This window comes from Lujinxingia sediminis (genome assembly GCF_004005565.1).
In the GTDB taxonomy this organism is placed as follows: domain Bacteria; phylum Myxococcota_A; class Bradymonadia; order Bradymonadales; family Bradymonadaceae; genus Lujinxingia; species Lujinxingia sediminis.
In genome coordinates, this window is the sequence record NZ_SADD01000009.1 from 125,730 (window position 1) to 147,405 (window position 21,676).

The 21,676-nt window shown below is 65.6% G+C and carries 15 protein-coding genes; 4 read left to right on the top strand and 11 right to left on the bottom strand.

The window, feature by feature from the left end:
• Positions 1–93 precede the first annotated feature (93 nt).
• Positions 94–1,827 carry a serine/threonine protein kinase gene (locus EA187_RS14840; RefSeq protein WP_115605665.1) on the bottom strand — a complete coding sequence of 578 codons (1,734 nt, stop codon included), beginning with the start codon at positions 1,825–1,827 and terminating at the stop codon, positions 94–96.
• Positions 1,828–2,202: 375 nt separating this feature from the next.
• On the opposite strand from EA187_RS14840, the gene EA187_RS14845 reads away from it, so the two are divergent.
• Positions 2,203–3,318 (top strand): M23 family metallopeptidase, encoded by a 1,116-nt coding sequence (locus EA187_RS14845; RefSeq protein ID WP_164856300.1) that lies wholly within the window; start codon positions 2,203–2,205, stop codon positions 3,316–3,318.
• A gap of 520 nt (positions 3,319–3,838) precedes the next feature.
• Here EA187_RS14845 and EA187_RS14850 read toward each other — a convergent pair.
• The 4 genes from EA187_RS14850 to EA187_RS14865 all read right to left on the bottom strand — a co-directional run bounded on the left by EA187_RS14850 (position 3,839) and on the right by EA187_RS14865 (position 8,250).
• The gene (locus EA187_RS14850) at positions 3,839–4,171 is read right to left on the bottom strand and encodes a beclin/Apg6 coiled-coil domain-containing protein (RefSeq protein WP_127780757.1); all 333 of its coding nucleotides are present in this window, start codon (positions 4,169–4,171) and stop codon (positions 3,839–3,841) included.
• A gap of 74 nt (positions 4,172–4,245) precedes the next feature.
• A complete protein-coding gene (locus tag EA187_RS14855; protein WP_127780758.1) occupies positions 4,246–5,508 on the bottom strand; it encodes an aminotransferase class V-fold PLP-dependent enzyme in 1,263 nt (420 codons plus the stop codon).
• Between the two features lie 124 nt (positions 5,509–5,632).
• Positions 5,633–7,000 (bottom strand): histidine--tRNA ligase, encoded by a 1,368-nt coding sequence (gene hisS / locus EA187_RS14860; RefSeq protein ID WP_115605657.1) that lies wholly within the window; start codon positions 6,998–7,000, stop codon positions 5,633–5,635.
• A gap of 143 nt (positions 7,001–7,143) precedes the next feature.
• Positions 7,144–8,250 (bottom strand): aminoglycoside phosphotransferase family protein, encoded by a 1,107-nt coding sequence (locus tag EA187_RS14865; RefSeq protein WP_127780759.1) that lies wholly within the window; start codon positions 8,248–8,250, stop codon positions 7,144–7,146.
• Positions 8,251–8,343: 93 nt separating this feature from the next.
• On the opposite strand from EA187_RS14865, the gene EA187_RS14870 reads away from it, so the two are divergent.
• Positions 8,344–9,633, top strand: a complete 1,290-nt coding sequence (locus EA187_RS14870) for a threonine/serine exporter family protein (RefSeq protein WP_127780760.1) — start codon at positions 8,344–8,346, stop codon at positions 9,631–9,633.
• 51 nt (positions 9,634–9,684) lie between these two features.
• On the opposite strand, the gene EA187_RS14875 is transcribed toward EA187_RS14870, so the two are convergent.
• Complete coding sequence (locus tag EA187_RS14875; protein WP_241250205.1) at positions 9,685–10,836, bottom strand: MopE-related protein; 1,152 nt, start codon at positions 10,834–10,836, stop codon at positions 9,685–9,687.
• A 692-nt stretch (positions 10,837–11,528) separates the two neighbouring features.
• Positions 11,529–14,501 (bottom strand): transglycosylase SLT domain-containing protein, encoded by a 2,973-nt coding sequence (locus EA187_RS20995; RefSeq protein WP_127780762.1) that lies wholly within the window; start codon positions 14,499–14,501, stop codon positions 11,529–11,531.
• 386 nt (positions 14,502–14,887) lie between these two features.
• Here EA187_RS20995 and EA187_RS14885 point away from each other — a divergent pair, with 386 nt between their 5' ends.
• Positions 14,888–15,787 carry a radical SAM protein gene (locus EA187_RS14885; RefSeq protein ID WP_164856301.1) on the top strand — a complete coding sequence of 300 codons (900 nt, stop codon included), beginning with the start codon at positions 14,888–14,890 and terminating at the stop codon, positions 15,785–15,787.
• Positions 15,775–16,569, top strand: coding sequence for a metallophosphoesterase family protein (locus tag EA187_RS14890; RefSeq protein WP_206524391.1), 795 nt, complete (start codon positions 15,775–15,777; stop codon positions 16,567–16,569). The genes EA187_RS14885 and EA187_RS14890 overlap by 13 nt, the downstream gene beginning before the upstream one ends.
• Before the next feature lie 59 nt (positions 16,570–16,628).
• Here EA187_RS14890 and EA187_RS14895 read toward each other — a convergent pair whose 3' ends face one another.
• From EA187_RS14895 to EA187_RS14910, 4 genes are all read right to left on the bottom strand, one after another.
• The gene (locus EA187_RS14895) at positions 16,629–17,489 is read right to left on the bottom strand and encodes a PEGA domain-containing protein (RefSeq protein WP_164856302.1); all 861 of its coding nucleotides are present in this window, start codon (positions 17,487–17,489) and stop codon (positions 16,629–16,631) included.
• A 185-nt stretch (positions 17,490–17,674) separates the two neighbouring features.
• The gene (locus EA187_RS14900) at positions 17,675–19,192 is read right to left on the bottom strand and encodes an AAA family ATPase (RefSeq protein WP_127780764.1); all 1,518 of its coding nucleotides are present in this window, start codon (positions 19,190–19,192) and stop codon (positions 17,675–17,677) included.
• Between the two features lie 36 nt (positions 19,193–19,228).
• Entirely contained in the window at positions 19,229–19,765 is a 537-nt protein-coding gene (locus EA187_RS14905) for a hypothetical protein (protein ID WP_127780765.1), read from the bottom strand.
• 195 nt (positions 19,766–19,960) lie between these two features.
• Positions 19,961–21,022, bottom strand: coding sequence for a nucleotide exchange factor GrpE (locus tag EA187_RS14910; protein WP_127780766.1), 1,062 nt, complete (start codon positions 21,020–21,022; stop codon positions 19,961–19,963).
• Positions 21,023–21,676 lie beyond the last annotated feature (654 nt).

Sequence of the window (21,676 nt, forward strand, 5' to 3'; positions counted from 1 at the left end):
CATCATTACCACGGGGTCAAAGGTCCATCGGGGAAAGCGGCCATTGGAACATGAGAGGTGCGTCAGGTGACGCGGCCCTCATAGAGTGATTCGTCAGTTGGTGGCGGTGGGCGGTCGGCCGAATTTGCGGGGAACGCTGTCGGGGCTCTTAAACTTGGTGGGGCCCTCGTCTTCGTCGCGGGTCTCGGCGGGTTGTCTGGCTTCGCGCTCGGCGGTCGTCTCACGCCGACGTGTGGGGGGCGGCTCGGCCGGGGCCTCTTCGGGCTCGGGTCGGGCCTGCGCCGCTTCGACCGGAGGCTCTTCGGTGGGCGAGTCTTCCTGCGCCTCAACCTCGCCAGGGGATTCGGGAGTGGCGACTTCGGGGGCAGGCGATTCGATGACGTCGACGGGCCCGGGCGTCTCTTCGACCAAAACTTCGGGCGCTTCGGCCGGCGCGTTTTCGGTCGCAGCTGTCGGCGCTGCGGAGGGCTCGGCCGCGGCCACCGGCGCGTCGGTCGTCGGCGGGGCGGGGCGGCTCATCATGAAGGCGCCGCCCACCAGCAGGAGCAGAATGAGGATCGCCAGCGCGGCGTAAAGGCCGCGACGTCGAGGCGGTGTGGCCTCTTCCTGTTGATCGTCGCCAAGAAAGACGGTGTTTGCGCCGGTGTGTGCGATCGGCGGAACATTCGGATCGGTGGGGACCCCATCGCCTTCGGCGGCCATGGGATCGTCGATGGCCGGGCCCGCCAGCGGTGCAAATTCGGGGGGCTCCGGGTCGGTGTCGGCAACGTTGGAGGGCAGCGAGGCGATCAGGAGATCGGTGGGGGCGCTGGCCGCGACGCGCTCCTCGGTGGTGGGCTCAGGGGCCGCGCTGTGGGCCTCGGGGGCCTTCCCCGACATCAGGCGATCGAGGGCCGTGAGCATCTCGCCGGCGTTTTGATAACGCTCGGCGGGGTCTTTTTTGGTGGCCTGGGCGATGAAGCCGTCAAGCCAGTCAGGAGCCTTGATGCCCGCCCGCGGGATGAGCGTGGGCATCGGATCGTTGATGTGCATAAAGAGCACCGAGAGGGGGGCCTCGGCGTCAAAGGGCGGCTCGCCGGTAAAGAGCTCATAAAACATCACGCCCATGGCGTAGACGTCGGCCTGGGGGCCGATCTCGCGTTTCCCCTGGGCCTGCTCCGGGCTCATATAATGCGGCGTGCCAAAGACCTCGCCCTCGCGGGTCAGGCCGCGGGTGGAGCCCTCGTTGATGAGGCGAGCGATGCCAAAGTCGAGGAGCTTGGGGAAGTCGCCGTCGTGCCCGGTGGTGGTGATGATGACGTTTTCGGGCTTGAGATCGCGGTGCACGATGTCGCGGCGGTGGGCCTCGGCCAGCGCCGAGAGGATCTGGCGGCCGACGTGCAGCAGGCGCTCCGCCGTCATCTTGCGGCTCCACATCCAGCGGGTCAGCTCCACCCCGGGGGCAAACTCCATGACCATGTAGGGGTGGGTTTCGCGCTCAAACCCGAAATCGTGCAACGTGATGATGTTGGGATGGGAGAGGCGGCTGATGGCGCGGGCTTCCTGGATGAAACGCTCGCGACCTTTGTTGGAGTCTTGAAGCTCGGTGCGCAGCACCTTGAGGGCGACCTCCCGCTCCACCGGGAGCTGCAGCGCGCGGTAGACCGCGCCCATGCCCCCTTCGCTGATCAGCCCCAGAATCACATATTTTTCGGCAGCCAGGGTGCCGATCCGCGGATCGGTCTCGGCGTCTTCCAGCGCGCTTTCGTAGACGTAATAGAAGCCGTCGCGGGGACATTTAGCGCCGAGGGCCGGGTTTTTTTCACGGCATTTTGGGCAGATAGGCATGCGATGTGGCTCGTTCGCTAGCGCGGTATTTTAAAGAGGAAGGTCGGTCGAGTAGCCAGCGCGTTGGCAAGCGCAAGAGGGCGACATTTGGAGCTCTTAGGACAGACGGCGCAACGATAACAGCAGCCGGGCGCAGGCACAACCAGGTGGGGGGCTTGCTCCTCACCTGAGTGCGGTAGTCGCCGAATCTGGTACGCCGCAGGAGGTTGGCAAGGTGTCGCAGGCGTTGGCTTTGGCTTGACGCCCCGTCGTGCCGGTGCTTGTTTGGCGGGCTGAGGCGCCGGTTAACTCGGGCGCTTCTACGCCGTCAACGATAGCTCACGGCGTCATGATGACATCTTAAAAAAGCCACCGCGCCTACCCCGGATGCAAGCCATGCAGCACGAGAACGAACACGAGGATCAGGGACCGAAACCTCGGGGCATCTTCAATAAGATGAGCCCCGAAGACGATCGTTTTGAGATGTGGGCAAAGATCGCCATCGCGCTGGCGGTGCTGATGCTGGTGGCCTACAGCGTGGCGCTTTTGAAGTTGGGTAAGCCCAGCGTGATCGCCCACGCCACGATCATCCCGATGCTCGGGATGTTGACCCTGCCGATGGCCTTCTGGGGGCTCTTGCGCACGCTTTTTCAGCCGCCGGTGATCCGTCGCACGCGCACCATCGGGTTTGGGGCGCTGCTGGTGGTGGGGATGCTGGGCAACCGCCCGGTGATGTCGGCGCCGGTCTCCACCGTTGATTACGCCACCGAGGTGCGTTTTGAGCTTCCCTTCAACGGGCGCTGGGTCACGCTGGCCGGCGGCCAGGAGCGGGAGACGAACTACCACGCGACCACCGCGATGATGCGCTGGGGCTATGATTTTGCGCCGCTGGTCGATGGCAACCGTTTTGAGGGCGACGGCTCCAAACTGGAGCAGCATCATTGCTTCGGCGCGCCGGTCTACGCGCCGGCCGCCGGCGAGGTGGTCCGGGCGGTGGGCTCGGAGATCGATCAGGTGCCCGGGGAGTTTGATCCGGTCAGCGTGCTGGGCAATCACCTGGTCCTGCGCGTGGCCGATGGCGAGTACCTCTTTATGGCGCATTTGAAGCGCGGCTCGCTCAAGGTCTCCGGCGGCGACAGGGTGGAGGCGGGCCAGCCGGTGGCGGAGTGCGGCAACTCCGGGCGGACCTACACCCCGCACCTTCATGTGCATCTGCAGAACAGCCCGGAGGTGCCGATCGCCGAGAGCCTGCCGCTCTATTTTGAAAACTACCTGGCCGATGGCGAGCCGGTGACGCGCGGCATGCCCGTGGGAAGCCCCGATGTGGAGACGCAGGTCGGCGAGCTTGTGGAGCGCCGGGAGCCCTGGCCGGTGGCTGACGTCAGCGAGGCGGCCGACGCGAGCGACTCGAACGAGAGTGTGGACGAGAGCGCCGCCTCCGCTCAGGACGCCCCCGGGCAGGACGCCCCCGCGCAGGCTGCGGCCGGCTCCGATGGCGAGGCCGCCGAATAAGCCCTGGCCTGCCCCGGGGGGGGGGGAGGGCTGAGAGGGGGATACCCCGGATAGGTCGCGATCCCACCGGACCGGGACTCGCAAGGGGTGGAGGTTGGCTTTTCTTCCCATCTGAATGCGAGGGTCAGGGAGCGCGGATAGGTCGTTTGTCCTTCTGAGTCGGAGGTTTAGGGGTAGGAGGTAGGCTTTTCTTCGCATCAGACCCTGACAAAGAGATAGCGTGGAACTCTCGGTCTGAGGGTCGACCGCGAGCGATACATGGTGGAGGAAGCCTTGAGCCGAGGGTCGCCACCCGGCCATGAGCTACAGGGGAAGCCTTGAGCCGAGGGTCGACAGCGAGCCATGAGCTATGGGGGAAGCCTCGGGCCGAAGGTCGCCACAGGTTTGAAGCTATGGGGGAAGCCTCGGGCCGAGGGTCGCCACAGGTTTGAAGCTATGGGGGAAGCCTTGAGCCGAGGGTCGCCACAGGTTTGAAGCTATGGGGGAAGCCTTGAGCCGAGGGTCGACCCCGAAGCCGGGGCTAGTTCTCGCGCTCGGCGCGCTCGATCTCAGCGTCGACGCGGGCCTCTTCCAGCTCCAGCTCGCGGAACTTCGCTTCGAGGGGGTCGATGTCGGTGTCGGTGCCCAGGCGTAGCTGCGGCTCGGGGCCAGGGAGCTCGCGGGTGCCGAAGATGCGTTTGAGCAGGCGGTAGACGCCCCAGCTCAAAAACGCGAGCACACCGATGGCGAGCACGAAGCGAAACGCGCGCATCAAAAGCGCGATGAGCACCAGGCCGCCGATGACGAGCATGATGATCTTGAGGACATCCCAGAGAATCTGCCCGGCGGTGGGGGGGGCGTTGTTGTCGCTCATAGCTGCTCCGTGGGGGGCCGGTCCGGTGCGGGTCTGGCGAAAAGTGTAGGGCAGAGAGGCCGGCTGACAAAGGCTTAGATCATGGTGGAGAGCGCGTCGGCCAGCTTCTGCAGATCGTCTTCGGTGGTGTAGAGCTGGCAGCTCAAACGCAGCAGGCGATGGGGATGGGCAGGCCAGGTCATCACGGCGATCTCGATGCCGGCCTCCTCAAAGAGGGCCTGCTGCAGGGGGTCGACCTCCCGGGGGAAGTCGACCGGCGGGCCCGGGCGGTCGGGGAGGGGGAGGGCGGCCATGGAGCCCAGAAGGTCGTCGGGGGCGGGCGGATCGATGCCGAGCGCGTCGCAGACCAGGTCGCGGCCGAGCAGGGCCATGCGGTGGTTATGGGCCATCAGCGCGGGCCAGCCGCCGGGGACCAGCGCGCGCAAAAAGTCGATGGCCGCCGGCACGCTCAGGTAGCTCGTGACGTCGTAGGTGCCCATCCAGCCGAATTCCGACTGGAAGCGTTGCGGATCGTCGTCGGGAAGGCCCGCGCCGTGACTGAAGACGGGGGGGCGAGTGGTGGCCTGATGTTCGGGCGCGACGTGTAAAAAGGCTGCGCCCCGGGGGCTGCAGAGCCATTTATGGCAGTTACCCACGTAGAAGTCGGCGCCGAGCGCGTTGAGGTCGAGCGGGATCATGCCCGGAGCGTGCGCGCCGTCGATGAGGCTGAGCACGCCGCGATCGCGCAGGCTTTTGGCGATGCGCTCCGCCGGCAACATCAGCGCGGTGGGGCTTGTGACGTGGTCAAAGAGGGCGATGCGGGTCTGCGGCGTCACGGCGTTGATGAGCGCGTCGTGCAGGGCGTCGGCCGAGGTGGGGTTAAAGGGGAGCTCGGCGGTGATGAGGCGCGCGCCCTTTTGCGCGGCGATGGCGCGCGCGGCCAGGGTGCAGGGGCCGTAGCCCTGGCTGTTGACCAGGATCGCATCGCCGGGCTGAAGATCGAGCGAGCCCAGCACCGCGTTGACCCCGGTGGTGGTGTTGGGCACGAAGACCAGGTTCGGGGCGTCGGCGCCCACAAAGCTGGCGAGCTCGGCGCGGGCGTGGGCCATCAACCCCGGGAGCTCGCGGCCGACAAAACGCACCGGGTTGGCCTCAAGCTGGCGGCGAAACGCGTCCTGGGCGTGCAGCACGCGCCGGGGGCAGGCGCCAAACGCACCGTGGTTGAGGTGGATGACGCCCGAGTCCAGCCCCCAGTGCGGTGCGTAATCGATCTTCAGAGGAGCGGGCGTCGGGGGGCGCTCAGCGGGGGTGTCGGCGTCGATGTTCGCGTCGCTTTTCTCGCCGCTTTTCTCGCTCATGGCCGGCTCCTTAAAGATCTTCAGATGTGCAGATGACCCGCATAGATACCGAACGTCGTCCGTCTCTCGGACGGACAGGGTTCGGTCGGGATAGGGCTCGGTCGGGCAGGGGGCGTCAAAAAGCTCAGGCCTGGCGGGCTTTGATCCAGTCGGCGACCTCGTGGCGGGGGACTTCGGCCTGGTCGCCGCGCTTCATGTCTTTGATGGAGACGACGCCCTGCTCAAGCTCGTTTTCGGCAAGAATGGCCACGAAGGGGACGTTGCGCTCGTCGGCGTATTTGAACTGCTTTCCGTACTTATCGGCGTCCGGATAGAGATCGACGCGCAGCCCCGCCGCCCGCAATTCGCCGGCCAGCGCCAGGCTCTTGGGGGTGAAGTCGTCGCGCCACAGGGTGACGAGCACGTCGACATCGGGGGCAGGTTCGGCCAGGGCGTCGCGTTCGGCCAGGAGCATGAGCACGCGCTCCAGGCCCAGCGAGAACCCGCAGGCCGGCAGGCTCTGGCGGGTGAACATGCCGATAAGCCCGTCGTAGCGCCCGCCGCCGCCGAGGCTCCCGGAGAAGTCGTCGCTGCGGATCTCGAAGATCGGGCCGGTGTAATACGAGAGGCCGCGGGCGAGGTAGGGGTCGATCTTCAGGTAGGGAGCGGCCGGGGTGGTGGCGGCAAAACGCAGGAGATCGCCGAGCTCCGAGAGGGCTTTGTTGCCGCTCTCCAGCTCCCCGACCCGCTCGGCCAGGGCGGCCAGCAGCGCCTGGTTGCCCTCGACCTCGTCGGCCAGCCCTAAGAGGGGAAGGAGCGTGGCCGTCGACGCGTCGCTGATGCCGCGCTCGGAGAGCTCTTTTTTGACGCCGTCGAGGCCGATCTTATCGAGCTTGTCGATGGCGACCAGCGCGTCGTTCTGGAGGTCGGCGGGCACGCCGGCGGCCTCCATCATGGCGTTGAGGAGCAGGCGGTGGTTGAGGTGAATGCGGAAGTTTTTGAACTCCAGGCGCTCCAACACCTCGCAGATAGCCGAGGCGACCTCGACCTCCACCGTCATGGAGGTGGAGCCGATGACGTCGACATCACACTGGTAGAACTCGCGAAAACGCCCGCGCTGGGGGCGGTCGGCGCGCCAGACCGGGGCGATCTGAAAGCGTTTGAAGTAGCGGGGGAGCTCGTTCTGGTACTGCGCCACGATGCGTGCCAGGGGCACGGTCAGATCGTAGCGCAGCCCCATATCGGCCAGGTCCACCTCGGTGGGGGCGTCTTTTTTGAGGGCTTTTTGCAGCTTGTTGCCGCGCTTCATCACCTTGAAGAGGAGCTGGTCGCCCTCCTCACCGTACTTGCCCATGAGCGTGGAGAGGTTCTCCATCGTGGGGGTCTCCAGGGGCTGAAAGCCGTAGCTCTGGTAGACCTCTTCGATCAGCGCGAAGACGCGTTTTCTGAGCGCGGCCTCCCGGGGGAGGAAGTCGCGCATGCCGCTGGCGGGCTTGGTGGAGATCTGGCTCATGGTGGGGCTCGTCGGATCGAAAACAAAAGCAAAAGGGCTGAGAGTGGCGCGGGGAGCCAGCCTCGTCGAGGTTGGCTCGCTTTAAGGGGCGCCGTCCGGGCGATGATCTGTGGGCGCGGGGAAGATCGCGCGCGCCTCATTGTTCAGGGCTCACCGAAGGCCGGGTCCACCGCTGCGAGCAGGGTGTCGAGGCCGTGGTAGCCGTCGAGGGCGCGCAGCGCCTGGCGCACGTATCCGATAGAGGGCTCGTAGTAGTCAAGGAAGCTCGGGTTATGCTTGACCTTGTCGATAAAGATGAAGCGGCCGGCGTCTTTGAGTTTGCGCTGCACGGTCTGCAGGTAGAAGGCGCGGCGTATCAGCGCGGCGTCCTCGCACCAGGCAAGGCCGCGTTGTTGGCCCACCTCGATGTAGTGGTCGAGGAGGCGGGCGACCTGGTCGGCGTCGAGCGCGATGTAGGAGTCGCGCAGGAGCGCCACCAGGTCGTAGATCACCGGGCCGATGAGCGCGTCCTGGAAGTCGATGAGGATCCAGGTGTCTTTTTTGCGCATGATGTTTCGCGACTGGTAGTCGCGCAGCACAAGCGTGGTGGGGAGCTCGGTGAGCTCGGCGGTGAGGCGGTCGAAGAGGGCGTTGAGCGCCTCGCGATGCTCGCCAGCGGCCTCGGGGCCGTAATGGTTGTCGAGGCCCCACTCCCGGTAGTGGTCGAGCTCCCAGCGCAAGAGCTCCGCGTCGAAGGCGCGGCCAAAGGCCACCGTCTCGTAGCGGGGCTCGGCGCGCTCGGCCTCCACCCGCACCTGCAGATCGACCAGAAGCTCGATGGCCTCGCGGTAGAGCGCCTCGACCTCGTCCGGGCCCGAGGCGGCCAGCACGGCGTGCTCGAACATCTCATCGCCGAGATCTTCGAGCAGGAGAACGCCGCGGGCCATGTCAACATGATCGATGGCGGGCACCGGCAGGCCGATGTTGGTCAGGTAGCGCTGCACGTCGACAAAGGGCAGCTCGGTGGGCGGTGCGTCGGCCGAGGAGCCGCCCTCATCACTACCCATCACATCGACGCCCTCCGGGAGCACCATCGCCATCTGAGTGAGCTCGCCACGGGGGTAGGCGCGTGCCTCGGAACGATCGTCGGGGAGATTCACGCGCCAGTAGATCCGCAGGGAGGCGTGGCCGCCCAGGTTGTCGAGGCGAGCGTGCTCGGCGACCTGAGGATCGAAGAAATCAGCGAGTGTTTGACGCAGGCGTTGTTCCATGGGTGAGACTCGGGTAAGGGAGCGGGCCAGATCCGGCCGGTCAACGAGATTGCCGGCTCTAAGGTGCGTCAGGAGTGCAAGAGGAGCAAGTTCATGAGCACGATCAGGCCCGATAGTAAGTTCAGGAAAATGCTCGGGGTGCCACGCACTCGCCGCGCGCGGGAGACGGGGGAGCCGAAGATCGACTCGAAGGCCGTGGAGTTCGTGCTGCGGGTGGGGCGCGCGCTTCACCAGTACGGTACGCCGGCCCACCGCTTAGAAGAGGTGCTCGAGGAGATGACCCGGCGCTTTCATATGGAGGCGCATTTCTTTTCGACGCCGACCTCCATCATGGCGGCGTTCGGGCCGCTGGGGGACCAGCGCTCGTATCTGGTGCGGGTGGAGCCGGGCGATGTGAACCTGGGGCTGATGTCGGATGTCGATGAGATTGTCACCCGAGTGCTGGCCGGGGAGCTCACCACGGCGCGGGGGCTGGAGCTGATCGAGGAGATCGAGCGGGCGCCCCAGCGCTACCCGGCCTGGCTGGAGACGCTCTGCTGGGTGACGTCGGCGGCGGCGGCCGGGATCATGTTTGGTGGGGGCTGGCGGGAGATGTGGATCGCGGGGCTCTCCGGGCTGGGGATCGGGCTTTTGACGCTGTTGGCGGCGCGCTCGCCAACGGTGAACCGGATCTTTGTGGCGCTCAGCGCCTTTATCGCCTCGTTTGTGGGCGGGGCGATGGCGGTGGTGGCGGACGGGGCGTCGGTGTTCATTCCGATGGTCGCCGGACTGATCGTGCTTTTGCCCGGGCTGACGCTGACGGTGGCGCTGACGGAGCTGGCCACGCGTAACCTGGCCGCCGGGGCGGCGCGCCTGACCCTGGCGCTGATGATCCTTTTGGAGATGGCCTTCGGGGTGGCGGTGGGGCTGCGCCTGGCCGAGATGATCTTTGGCAGCCCGCCTCAGATGACCACGGTGGGGTTGAGCTTCGGGGTGGCGGCGGTGGCGCTGGTGGTGGCGTCGATCTCGTTTACGGTGCTCTTGCGGGCGCGTTTTGCCGATGTGGGGTGGATTCTGGGGGCGGCGGCGTTGGCGTACATCGGCACGCGGCACGGCACGTTATGGCTGGGCTCGGAGGTGGGGGTGTTCATCGCGGCGTTGGTTGTCGGCGTGGCGAGCAACGCGTTTGCGCGCTTCTTCGATCGCCCGGCGTCGATTGTGATGGTGCCGGGGATTCTGCTGCTGGTGCCCGGGAGTGTGGGCTTTCGCAGCGTGTCGCGCCTGCTGGAGCGCGATGTGGTGGGAGGGCTGGAGACGGCGTTTGTGATGACGCTTGTGGCCGCCTCGCTTGTGGCCGGCTTGCTGGTGGCCAACCTCTTGCTGCCGCCGCGCAAGGCGCTCTGAGTCCGGGGGGACGCAGGCGCCCTGCGCAACGTCAGGTCAGGGGAGTCGACCTCAGGGGGAGACGTTCTCAATGAGGTAGTCGATGCCGCCGGTCGGCAGCGAGGAGCTTCCGCTGTAGTAGACCTGCAGGGTGATCCGCTCGGTGGCGGCCTGAACGTCAGAGCTGCTGAGGGTGTGGTCGATCTCGCGCAGTCCGTTGGAGCCCTGGCCGTACTTGATCTGGCGAGAGCCTGCCCAGAGCGAGAAGTTGATCGACGAGGTGCTCGGGTTGTAAGCCAGCTCGACCTGCACGCGTTCGCCAGCAGCGAGGTGGCCCAGGTAGAACCAGTCGTAGCCCTCGCCCGGGCAGAGGGTCATCTCTTCAAAGCCGCCCGAGAAGAACTCCACACCGCTGAGGCTGCTGGCGTTGGTGGTGCCGTAGCTGTCGTTGGTGCAGCTGGTGGGTTCGGGGTCCGGATCCGGGTCAGGGTTGGTGCCGCCGCAGACGTTGTCTTCGTCGACAGCGCCGTCGCAGTCGTTGTCCTGCTGGTCGCAGACCTCGGTGGAGCCCGAAGAGGGCAGGGCGTCGCAGAAGGTGCCGGTGCCGTCGTAGCGACACTCCAACTGACCAAAACCTTCGCAGGCACCCAGGCCCACGGAGCAGGCCTCGCCAACGTTGAAGCCCTCGTCGGTGGCGCCGTCGCAGTTGTTATCGATCCCGTCGCAGAGCTCGTCGGCACCCGGGTGGATGCTGGCGTCGGAATCGTCGCAGTCCGGGCCGGCCAGGCAGCCCTCGCCAAAGCCATCGTCGTCGTTGTCGACGCAGACATCGCAGGCGTTGGCCGAGCAGGAGGCGCCCCCGGGGCAGAGGGCGGCTTCGGTCCACTGGCCACAGAGGTTTCCGTTATCCACGCACTCGATGAACTCCGCGCCGCCCACGCAGGAGGTCTCCCCGGGGGTGCAGCAGACGGGATCCGGGCCGGTGTCGGGCTCCGGGTCGGTGTCGGGCTCCGGGTCGGTGTCGGGCTCCGGATCGGTGTCGGTGTCGGTGTCGGGCTCCGGGTCGGTGTCTTCCTGAGGAGAGACATCTTCGTCAGCGTCTTCTTCAACGCCGGTATCAGGGCTCGGCCGGATGGGGTCGGTATCGGCCGGGGCGGCGGTGTCGCTGTCGGCGCAGGCGGCAAGGCTGCAGGAGAGGAGCAGAACAATCAGGGTTTTTAACATCGCGGGCACAGCATCCTCCGGGGACCGACCGCCCCGGGACAAAGTCAGCATCGTCGCTGCGTTCTCGCAGCGGCGCTGCTACAGCTTCGTCCTTGCTCCTTGCCGGGCTTCGCCCTGGATGCGGTCGGGATATTTAATTTACGAAACGACTTTTCTGACTCGGATCGAGGTGAGGGTCACATGAAGAGGGTTGCAGGGGATCGTTCAGAAAGCAAAGAGCATCGTCGCCGAGTGCCCCAGAACAAAGCCAGCATCGTCGCCGAGCGCCCCAGAACAAAGCCAGCATCGTCGCCGCGTCCTCGCCGAGCGCCCCAGAACAAAGCCAGCATCGTCGCCGCGTCCTCGCCGAGCGCCCCAGGACCAAGCCAGCATCGTCGCCGCGTCCTCGCAGTAGCGTTGCTACGGCTTCGTCCTTGCTCCTTGCTGGACTTTGCCCTGGATGCGCTCGGAGCTTTTATCTTGCGAAGTCGTTGGATATCGTCGCCGCGTCCTCGCCGAGCGCCCCAGGACCAAGCCAGCATCGTCGCCGCGTCCTCGCAGTAGCGCTGCTACAGCTTCGTCCTTGCTCCTTGCTGGACTTTGCCCTGGATGCGCTCGGATCTTTTATCTCGCGAAGTCGTTGGTTGTGGCGTCGGTTCAGGATGCGCTCGGAGCTTTTATCTTGCGAAGTCGTGCGTTCAGGGCACCGACTTTTAAAAAACCAAAAGCATGGAGATGGGTTCGCTCTGGGCGGCTTCGACCTCGGGGATTTTGCCCCAGGGGCGGAGCTCTTCGGGCATCTGCAGGGGGATGTCGGGGAGGGTGCCGTCGCCGTAGAGGCCCTGGTAGGTGATGAAGCTGGTCATGACCTTGCGCACGTAGCCGCGGGCTTCCTGGTAGGTGATGGACTCGACCCAGGCGTCGACCTCGCGGTTGCCGTAGCGATCCATCCAGGAGCGCAGCGGTGCGGGGCCGGCGTTGTAGCCGGCCAGGGCCAGGGCAGGGCGGTCGTGGGCGTGGGCGATATGAATGCGGATGTACATGGTGCCCAGGCGTACGTTGGTGTCGGGGTTGAGGATCTGGTTGTTGGAGACGGATCCCTCTTCCAGGAAGGTGCGCGAGGTGTAGCGGGCGGTGCCCGGCATCAGCTGCATCAGGCCCATCGCGCCGGCGTAGCTTTTGACGGTGGGGCGGAAGCCGCTCTCCTGGCGGATAATCGCCTGCACCAGGAAGGGAGAGACGCCGTAGGCGTCGCCGTACTTGTGGGCGAGCTCCATGTAGTTGACCGGGAAGGCAAAGCCCCAGTCGCGGATGTTGCGAAGCGAGGGGCCGCGCTCGTCGATCACGGACTTCATGATCCAGTGGGCCCAGTTGGGCTCATCGACAGCGAGGTGGAGGCCGGCGCGAAGCTGTACGGTGCCTTCGGGGATGGGGTGTACGGCTTGCTGGCGGCGAACTTCGGCCAGAGCGTCTTTGTAGAGGGAGAGGCGCACAAGTTCGGCCCCGACTTCCAGGCGCGGGTTATGGGGAAGGCGCAGGGTGGCGAAGTTGGCGATCTCTGCGGCGTCGAGGTTGATGGTGGGCAGGCGCACGTGGGCGGGGAGCTCATGCTGCTCCAGACGGGCGACGGCCAGGCGGCCGTACCAGGTGAGCGGGCCCGAATCGATGGTGGTTTGCAACCAGTGGCGGGCCTGTTCGGCGCGGCCGGCTTTGAGGTGATTGACGCCAAGCCAGTAGCGGGCTTTCAGCCCCAGGGTGAGCTCGGATTCGTCTTTGATATGGCCGTAGTGGTTGACCAGATCGAGGAGCGGGGGAATGGCCGCGTCGTAATCTTCCTGAAGGTAGGCGCTGAGCGCGGTGCGCCAGAGGGCGTCGGGGACGTGGCTGCTGAAGGGATGCAGGCCCACCAGGTCGAAGAAGTGAGCGCGGGCCTCTTCGTGTTTGTTTTTGAACTGGTAGAGGCGTCCGGCCTCATAGAGCGCTTCGGGGCAGAGGGCGTTGGTGGGGTACTCTTCGCAGAGGCGCTGGTAGAGGGCAATGGCCTCGCTGTCGCGATCCATGCGGCGTAGCGCGCGGGCCCAGCCGAAGTAGAGGCGCGGGCGGATGGCCGGGTCACGCACCAGGCGCTCGGCCTCGGCGAATTCTTCGAGGGCGCTCTCGCGCTTGCGTTCGCGCTCGTTTTGCAGGGCCTGACGGTAGCGGGTCCAGCCGCGGACCTCGGAGCCGGCGACCCGTCGAAGTTGGGCGTTTTCGCGGGAAACCTGATGGGCGTGGCGGTAGCGCCCGCGAGCGATGAGCTCACGCATGCGGTCGATGCGGTCGCCAAAGGGGATAGTGGCGTCGAGGCGGCGCATGGCGTCTTCGACATCGCCCACGATGCGGTCGCTGCTGCGCCAGGAGCGCGTCATGCGGTAGATGCCCAGCCAGACCTGAGCGGCTTCCAGGGGGCGGTCGGCGCGCTCAAGGATGCGGGCTTCGGCGCGGCGGACCTGGTACTGATCCCAGGATTGCTTGAGCTCCTGGCGAAGCTCGTAAAGATCGCGCAGCGCCTGGTCGACCTCGCCATCGTTGGCGCGCTGTTCGGCCTGGCGGATATGGGAGGAGAGGGCCATGGCCTCGTCCTCGACCGCCTGCTGACGGGAGTGGCCCAGCGCGCGGCGGGCGAGCTCACCGACGGCGGAGGGAAGCTCAGCGAGCTGGCGCATGGTGGCCAGCCCCTGAGCGCGGGCGTTGGTGCACATCTGGATGCGGGCAAAGGCGTAGCGCACCGCCGGCTCGCCATCGGCGTGCAGCTCAGGCGGGCCGAGGATGTCGGTGGCAAGTTTGAGCGCATCGTTGCACTCATTGTCGACGAGCAGCTGCATGGCCTGAGGCCAGCGCGGGTCGGGCACATAGGGGGTAAGCACGAGGTAGTCGCCACCGCCGCCGAGCAAACGGCTGGAGACAGCCTGAAGGCTGCGGAGCGCGGCGGGGCGAGGCCAGGAGCTCTCGTCGTCGGTGATGCGGGCGAAGAAGTCGCGCAGGCGCGCGGCCTGGTCGGCATCAAGGCCGATGGCGGGCTGGGTCGGGGCGTCGCTCGCTGCTTCTTGGTCGTGCGCGTCAGCGTCGAGGGGAGCCTGTGCGGCGAGCTCGGCGTCGAGGATGGCGTCTTCGATGAGCTCGGCGGGGACGTCGGCGTCACCACCACGCTCGGTCTGAGAGCTCTCGTCAGGTTCGTCGTAGGCGCCGAAGATGGCGTCGTCTTCGTCGGTGCTGTCGCCGTGAGGCTCGGGCGTGTCGAGCGCGTCGGCCTGGGCCGTGGAAGATGCCGAGGCATCAAGCTCTTCGGCGTCATCAGGCGCGGCCGCCGGGGCGTTGTCGGAGACGTTTGTGCCGACGGCGTCGGTGGATTCGTCTTTGTTTTCAACGAGTTGCCGAGGGGGTGCGCTGCCCGCTTCGGCGATGGTGGCGTCGTCTTCGGCGACGTCTGAGGTGTCTGCGTCGCCGTCGTCGAGGGCCTGTTGGGCGCGTTGAAGGGCGCGCAGGGCGGCCGCCTGGCGCGCGTCGTCACCGGGTTCTTCGGTGACCTGCTCCAGGGCATCCGCCGCAGCGTCGGGTGCCTCTTGAGCCGAGGCGACCGAGGAGATTCCCCACAATAGAGCGCTCATCAAAAGAGCGCGCGTCAACGTCGTGCGCAGATCGTTCATGATCGTCGTTACCCTGTGCCAGGTTCTTCCGCCAGGTACCCCGCGCGTCCCTGCCCGGTTGGCGAGGTTATCGAGGGCGGCGCTCTCGGCTAGCAGCCGGGCCATCGCCCTGTCAAATCGCCGAATTCAAAGTGGCACCGTGCCCGCTATCGCAGGCCTGCGGCCCCCGCATTATAGAGTTCCCCTTCTGCTGCACCAAGAAAATTACCCGGACGGTCTTGCGCACCGCCTGCGAGGCGTTCACCTTTGCGACCACGACGCCTGCCGGCCGGGTAAGTTCCATGAACGTTGGAACAGGCTGAGCGAAGGCAACGTTTTTCCTGGCGAGTGCGTCGCCGTATCTCGGATACATGGCGCCGCCGTCTTCTGAAGTGAAGGGTAACCTGATGATCGACGTCAACCTGGCCATCGACCGGCCGCCGGAGGGGCCAGCGCCGCTGCTGGAGCTGCGCCACCTGGACACGCTCTGGCTGCAGGTCACCGGCACCCTGTGCAATCTGGCCTGTCGGCACTGCTTTATCTCGTGCGGCCCCAAAAATGAGAGCCACCCCTTTATGGCGCTTGAGGAGGTGCAGCGCGCGGTGGAGTCGGCGGCAGCGATGGGGGTTAAGGAGTTTTATTTCACCGGCGGGGAGCCTTTTATGCACCCGCAGATCCGCGAGATGATCGCGCTGACCCTGGAGCACGGGCCGCTGAGCGTGCTGACCAACGGGGTGCTCATCGATGAGGAGCTCGCTTCGTGGCTGGCCGGGGTTTTTGAGACGTCGCGCTATAACTTCGATGTGCGAGTCTCGCTCGATGGGACAACGCCCGAGGAAAATGACGCGATTCGCGGGCGGCACACCTTTGAGAAGATCTTAGGCGGGGCCGAGCGCCTGCACGAGGCCGGGCTTAACCCGGTGTTTACGGTCACCACCTGCCATGCGGAGCTTGCGGAGAGTGCCGGTCGTCAGCGTTTTTTCGACCTGCTGGCGGAGCGGGGCATCACCCGCCCGCGTCTCAAGTTTCTGGCACCCTTTAAGATCGGGCGAGAGGAGCGGCGAGGCGGGGCGTATGAGGAGTTCGAGCGGTTGAGGGAGGGGATGCTCGATGAGGAGGCGCGCGCCAGTCTGCAATGCTCCAGCTGCCGGATGGTGACGGCCAAAGGTGTTTATCCCTGCCCGATCCTCATTGAAGAGGAGGGCGCGCGCATGGGCGATACGCTCGAGGATGCGATGGGGCCGATTAAGCTCGACCACCCGGCCTGCTATACCTGTTTTGTGGAGGGCGTGACGTGTCGGACCTGAGGCGTTTTGCAGTCTTTGGCGGGGTTTATAACAACTTTTTGAGCCTGGAAGCCACGTTGCGCGATGCGCGGGCGCTGGGCTGCGAGGCGATCTTTTGTCTGGGGGATATGGGCGGGTTTGGGCCGCAGCCTGACCGGGTGTTTCCGCTTTTGCGCGATGTGTCGGATCTTTTTGTGATGCAGGGCAACTACGATCATTCGATCGGCAACCGCCTGGAGGATTGCGCCTGCGGGTACACCGATCCGCGCGATAATTATTATGCGCAGATCAGCTACGACTACACCCTGGCCAACACGGCGGATGCGCATAAGGACTGGCTGCGCGACTTGCCCACCGAGTTTCGACACACCTGGGCCGGGCAGCGTGTGCTGATGGCGCACGGCTCGCCCAGGCAGGTCAACGAGTTTTTATGGGAGTCGATGTGCCCGGACGCTTTTCTGGAGCACCTGCTCAAGAGCTACGAGGCCGATGTGCTCTTTGTGACGCATACCGGGATCCCCTGGAAGCGGGAGCTTGAGGGGGGGCGTCAGGTGATCAACGTGGGGGCGATCGGAAGGCCGGCCAATAACGGGCGCACCAGCGTGGATTATGCGCTGGTGGAGGTCGACGCCGAAGGGGTGAGGGTGGACTTTCGGGAGGTCGCCTACGACCACGAGGCGTTGGCCGTGGTGATGCGCGAGGAGGGGCTTCCGGAGCCCTTTGTGGAGACGATCCTCACCGGGTGGTGGACCACCTGCCTGGAAGTGATGCCCGCCCGGGAGCGCGCCGCGGGTGTGTATTAAGTTCTTGATAGTAAAGAGGTTTCTGTGAAGGGCGCGCTTCGGGGTTTTGAGCCAACTTCTTATTTGGACTGTCGGAAGAAGAGCTTGATGCGGGAACCTTCGCGTACGCGGACGACCTTCTTCTCGCTGACTTCGCCGTCTTCGTAGCGGACCTGGACCTCGTGGCGGCCGGCCTCGACGTCGACGGTGCCGGGGGTCTGCTGGCCGCGATCGGAGCCGTTGACGAGCACGGCGCCGCGGGGACGCGAGTAGACGGTGATGCGGCCCTGGCCGTCTTCAGCCTCGGGTTCTTCGGGTTTTTCTTGAGGCTTGGGAGGCGCGGCGGTGCTTTTGGAGGCGACCGGGGCGCCGTTGTAGTTGGTGAGCTCGACCATGAGCATGCGTGCTTCGTTGGGGCGAAGGGCGATCTCATAGACGCGCTGGTTGCCGCTGTAGTCGACGACCACACGGTGGGGGCCGCCAGCGGGCAGGACCATGCCTTCGTTTTCGCCGTCTTCGGAGTAGGCCGGGTAGGGCAGACCGTTGACGGTGACCTGGGCCCTGGAGAAGTCGGTGATGACGGTGAGGTGGGCCGGGCGCAGGCGGCGCTGTCGCTGGCCGACTTCCAGAGGTGTGGGAGCTTCGAGCGTGCGTTCCTCGGCGACCGGCGTAAGGAGCTCCCAGTCTTCGGCGTGGAAGTCCTCCGGTGAGGTGGGCTCGGGTGCGAGGTCGGCTTCTGCGAGGAGCTCCGATGAGGTGGAGCGTTCAGCCGAAGGCTCGGAGGGGGCGTGGTAGGCAGCGAACTCGTCAGCACCCTCGTTTTGGGGCAGCAGCTCCAGGGTGTCGCGCTCGTTCAGAAGCAGCGCGCCGGCCGAGAAGAGGCTCAGGGCGATCAGCGCGTAGAGGACGTAGACGACTTTGGGGGAGTGCGCAGGGCGCATACCATCAACCTTCGATAAATCTGAATGGGGGCCGCGGGCGGTGATTGTGGAGCGCTCAAAACGCCTGCAGGCCGGCATCGGTTCAGCAGCTGTGGTGGTACTGCGGTGCCGGAGTTGATGTCAACGTCGGGGCCGCGGTGAGGTGCAACCGTCTCGGGGGTTGGACCTATTTCGAGGGTGAGAATTCACGCCGGGCTGAAGAAGTCGAGCATGCGCCGGGTGCGGGAGGCTTTGCGGGCACGCTCGTGGGCCCATTCCCGCAGCGCTTTGATGCTCTCCTCATAGGTGCGGTAGAGGGGGACGGTGTCGCGGGCGGCGTAAACGAGGTCGTCGCGGTCGATGTCGCGGCCGTCGGCAAAGGCGGCGTACATCGCGCTGATGACGACCTGCTCGAGCTCGGCACCGGAGAAGTGTTCGCAGATCTCGGCGAGCTCCGCGATCGTCTCGGGCTCGACGGCGCGTTGGCGGCGAGCGAGGTGAATGCTCAAGATCTCCTGGCGTTCGTGGGGTTGGGGAAGATCGACAAAGAAGATCTCGTCAAAACGGCCCTTTCGCAGCATCTCCGGCGGGAGGCTCTCGACGCTGTTGGCGGTGGCCACCACGAAGACCGGGGTCTGGCGCTCCTGCTGCCAGGTGAGGAGGGTGCCGAGCACGCGGCTGGCGCGGCCGTCATCGCCGGAGCCCTGCGCGAAGCCTTTTTCGATCTCGTCGATCCACAGGACGCAGGGGGCCAGGGCGTCGCAGGTTTTGAGCGCGGAGCGCAGGGATTCTTCGGGGGAGCGTCGCCCGTCGAAGACGCGGCCCATATCCAGGCGCAGGAGTGGAAGACCCCAGTGGCGGCCGATGACCCGGGCGGTGAGGCTTTTGCCACAGCCCTGCACGCCGAGCAGTAAAAGACCTTTCGGCGCAGGCAGGCCGAAGGCGCGGGCCTCTTCGCCGAAGGCGGCGCGTCGCTCCATAAGCCAGTCTTTGAGGGCATCGAGGCCACCGACGTTGTCGAGGCCGGCGTCCAGGGGGTGAAACTCCAGGACTTCGCTGCGGCCGACCAGGCGGCGTTTTTCTTCGAGGATGGCGTCTTCGAGGTCGAGCAGCTGGCCGGTCTGGCGAGCGTCGAGAAGTTGTTGGCGCACACGGTGAAAAGCGCGGTGGGCCTCGCGCTGGGTCAGGCCGAGAGCGCCGGCGGTGAGAGCGCCCACATCAAGGTCGGGGAAGTGCTCGGGAGGGAAGACCGCCAGAAGTTGTTTTCTGATGCCCTCACGGTCAGGCAGGGGCAACGAGAGCGGGGTGAGATCTTTCTGAAACTCGGGGTGCTCAATGGGGTCGGGACCCACAAAGATCAGTGTTTTTCCCTGGCGGGCGCAGGCACGCTCGGTCTCGCGGAGCAGCCGTCGCAGGTGGGGGGCGTCGAGCAGTCGGGTGGCGTCGAGGAAGATAAAGACGCCGCGTTCGGCGCTCTGCTGCACTTCCAGGAGGGCGTCGGCCAGGCTGGCCGATGCCCCGATGTTGGTGGCCGGGGTGAACCCGCAGGTGATCGACCAGGTGTGTATCGGGCGTTGGTCGCGGGCTGCCAGGCGGCCGATGAGATCGAGGGCGCGCTCCTCCTCGTGGGTTTCCAGGTGGAGCAGAGCGTAGGGCGCGCGCAAAAGAGCCCCCAGCTCGCGCATAAAGCGCAGGTGGGGGCTCAGGGAAGAGGTCGTGCTCATGGTTCGGGCCGAGGAGGCCGGGCACCGCCTGGAGGTTCAGCGCCCGTAGTAGTCGACGACCTGGAAGCCTTCGGCAGCCACGTCGCGCTCTTTGCTGGAGCGGTAATGATCACGCATGCCCTGGTAATGGTCCAGAAAATCGCCTTCTTCGTAGTTGGCGTTGACCACGATCTTGGCAGAGAGCCCACGCCCGCGGGGCTGGACGGTGATGATGCCCACGCCGCGCTCGCCGGCGGTCTTGAGCAGGATGTCGTTATACTCGGCTTCGCCTTCGCGAAGCGCCTCCAAAGGCAGGGCCAGCCAGCGGTAGTTGGCGGTGGCGCGGCTCATGGCGTGCAGACCGGATCGCACGTCAAAGAGGCAGTCGTCATAGGAGGATGCCAGCTTGATGGCGTGGAGCTTTTGCACCGAACCGGCCACGTAGACGACGTCGACCGGGACGCTGCGAGGGCCTTCATCGCTGAGTTTGGGATCGTCGTTGAAGAGGTCGAAGGTGGAGGGGAACTCGCGCTCGAAGAGGCGCTCAATGGGCTCCACCATCGCGTCGGTGCTAAAGTCGTAGAGGTCTGTCATACCTACCTGTGGGGAAAGAAGTTTACGAAGTCTCGCTGTCGAATCCCCTCCCCCCCGGTAGAGTGCAGCGATGCGGTTGGCTGCCAGTGTGCGACAATCGTGGTGCGCCGTGAGCGGGTGATGAGGCCAACCCAGGTGACCTCGAGAGCGGCTCATGGCGTGAAACAAGCAGGCAGACACCATAAGACGCCGAGATTAGCCGGCGCTGAGCGACCAGCGTAGCTCATCGCGCAGCGTGTCGATCTCCTGGTTAAGGACACGTTGGTCGGCGGCGCCCAGGACCACGCCGTGCAGACCGACAAAGGTTAAGTCGATATCAAAGACCGGCTCGCCATCGACGAGCCGTTTTCGAAATTGAACATCAAGTTCCACCGGTTCCTGATGGATGGTGGAGCGACCCATGCAGTAGAGAAAAAGGTAAACGAAGAGCGGTAGCACCAGCACGAAGAGAGGCACCATGGCGATGATGAAGGTGAGTGAGCCGCGCTCAAAGCGCAGGCGTTCGTGCTCGGATTGAACGACCCGGTAGCCGAAGGATTCGAAGAGGCGCTGGACGTGAAAACGAAGTTCCTCCTCATCTTTGACGCCGTAGGCGCGCATCTGGCGCATGAAGACGGTCTGCGAGGGGTCGCAGAAGGTGTCGTCGCTGGCTTCGATGCGGAAGGGGAAGCGCGCGTCGTTGTCGAGGGCGACCATCGCGCGGCTGGTGGGGTCGACGACGGGGAGCTGGTCTTTTTGCAGGCTGGTCTGGGAGAGGGGGACGAGCTGGGCGTCGGTATGTTTGTAGCGCTCTTCGATGTGGGCGCGCAGCGAGGCTGGCAAGAGCGGGTGGCTGGCCACCGCCAGCCGGCTGTGTTCGGTGCGGGGCTGGCCGTCCTGCAGGTTTTTTTGAGCCGGTGTTGGCGAGGAGGGGGTCGCGTCGGGGTCGTGCGCCATCAGCTCGCGAGCGGCCTGTGTGGCGGCCTCAGAGGGCTTCGCGTGGGCCTCGCCAGAGTCGCTGCCGGCCTGCTCTTCTTCGCGCCAGATGGGGCGAGGAAGGCTGCGGGAGTGGTCGACGCCGGGGATGGTGTATTCGAGGCGGCCGTCGCTTTTGATCTCCATCTCGACCAGCCCGGCCTGGGTGGCCTGCTCCAGGAAGGCGGTGACCCGTTCGTGGGTCAGCCCCAGGGCGTAGGCCAGGTAGGAGGGCTGGAGCCTGTCCATGCCTTCTTCATAGACCAGGCGCAGGATGTGCCACTCAAACTCCTCGTAGGTCATGGTCCCGTCGCTCAGTCGTTGGGGTGAAGCCAGGGGGCGAAGTCAAAAGATGGAACGTCCCGGGGGCGCCCCGGCATTCCCGCGGGTTGGCCACGGGTCGATGGGGGCGGGCGAGTCGGTGGAGCGCGGAAAAGGGCTCCCGCGCTCCAGGGCAAGAGTCTCCACGCCAGAGATCGGGCTTATAGGTAGAGTTTAAGCACATGCCACACACATGGCAAACCTCCGAGCGCACCAGGACGACGCTGGCTGCGTCGTCAGGGATTCGCAGTAGCGCTACTACAGCTTCGTCCTTGCTCCTTGCCATCCCCGCCCTGGATGCGCTCGGGTTGGGGGGGATGCGGGGTGTGGTTGGGTGGTTGGGTGGTTGGGTGGTTGTGGAGCCCGGGGGGTACACGATGCTGGTCGATTCGTGAGGGCGTTTGGCGGGGCGCGGTTGGAGAGGGGGTGACACATGCCGACTTTTTGGTCCGAGTTGGCGACGTGTCCGCGCAAACCCGGGCGCCCCACAACCACCCAACCCCAAAACGCGAACCCCCGAAGGCACACTCGAATCGACCCACTTTGCGAACCTCGGCGCCTCACAACCACCTGACCTCAAAGCTCCCAACCCACGCGAACCTCGGCGCTCCGCAACCACCCAACCCCAAAACGCGA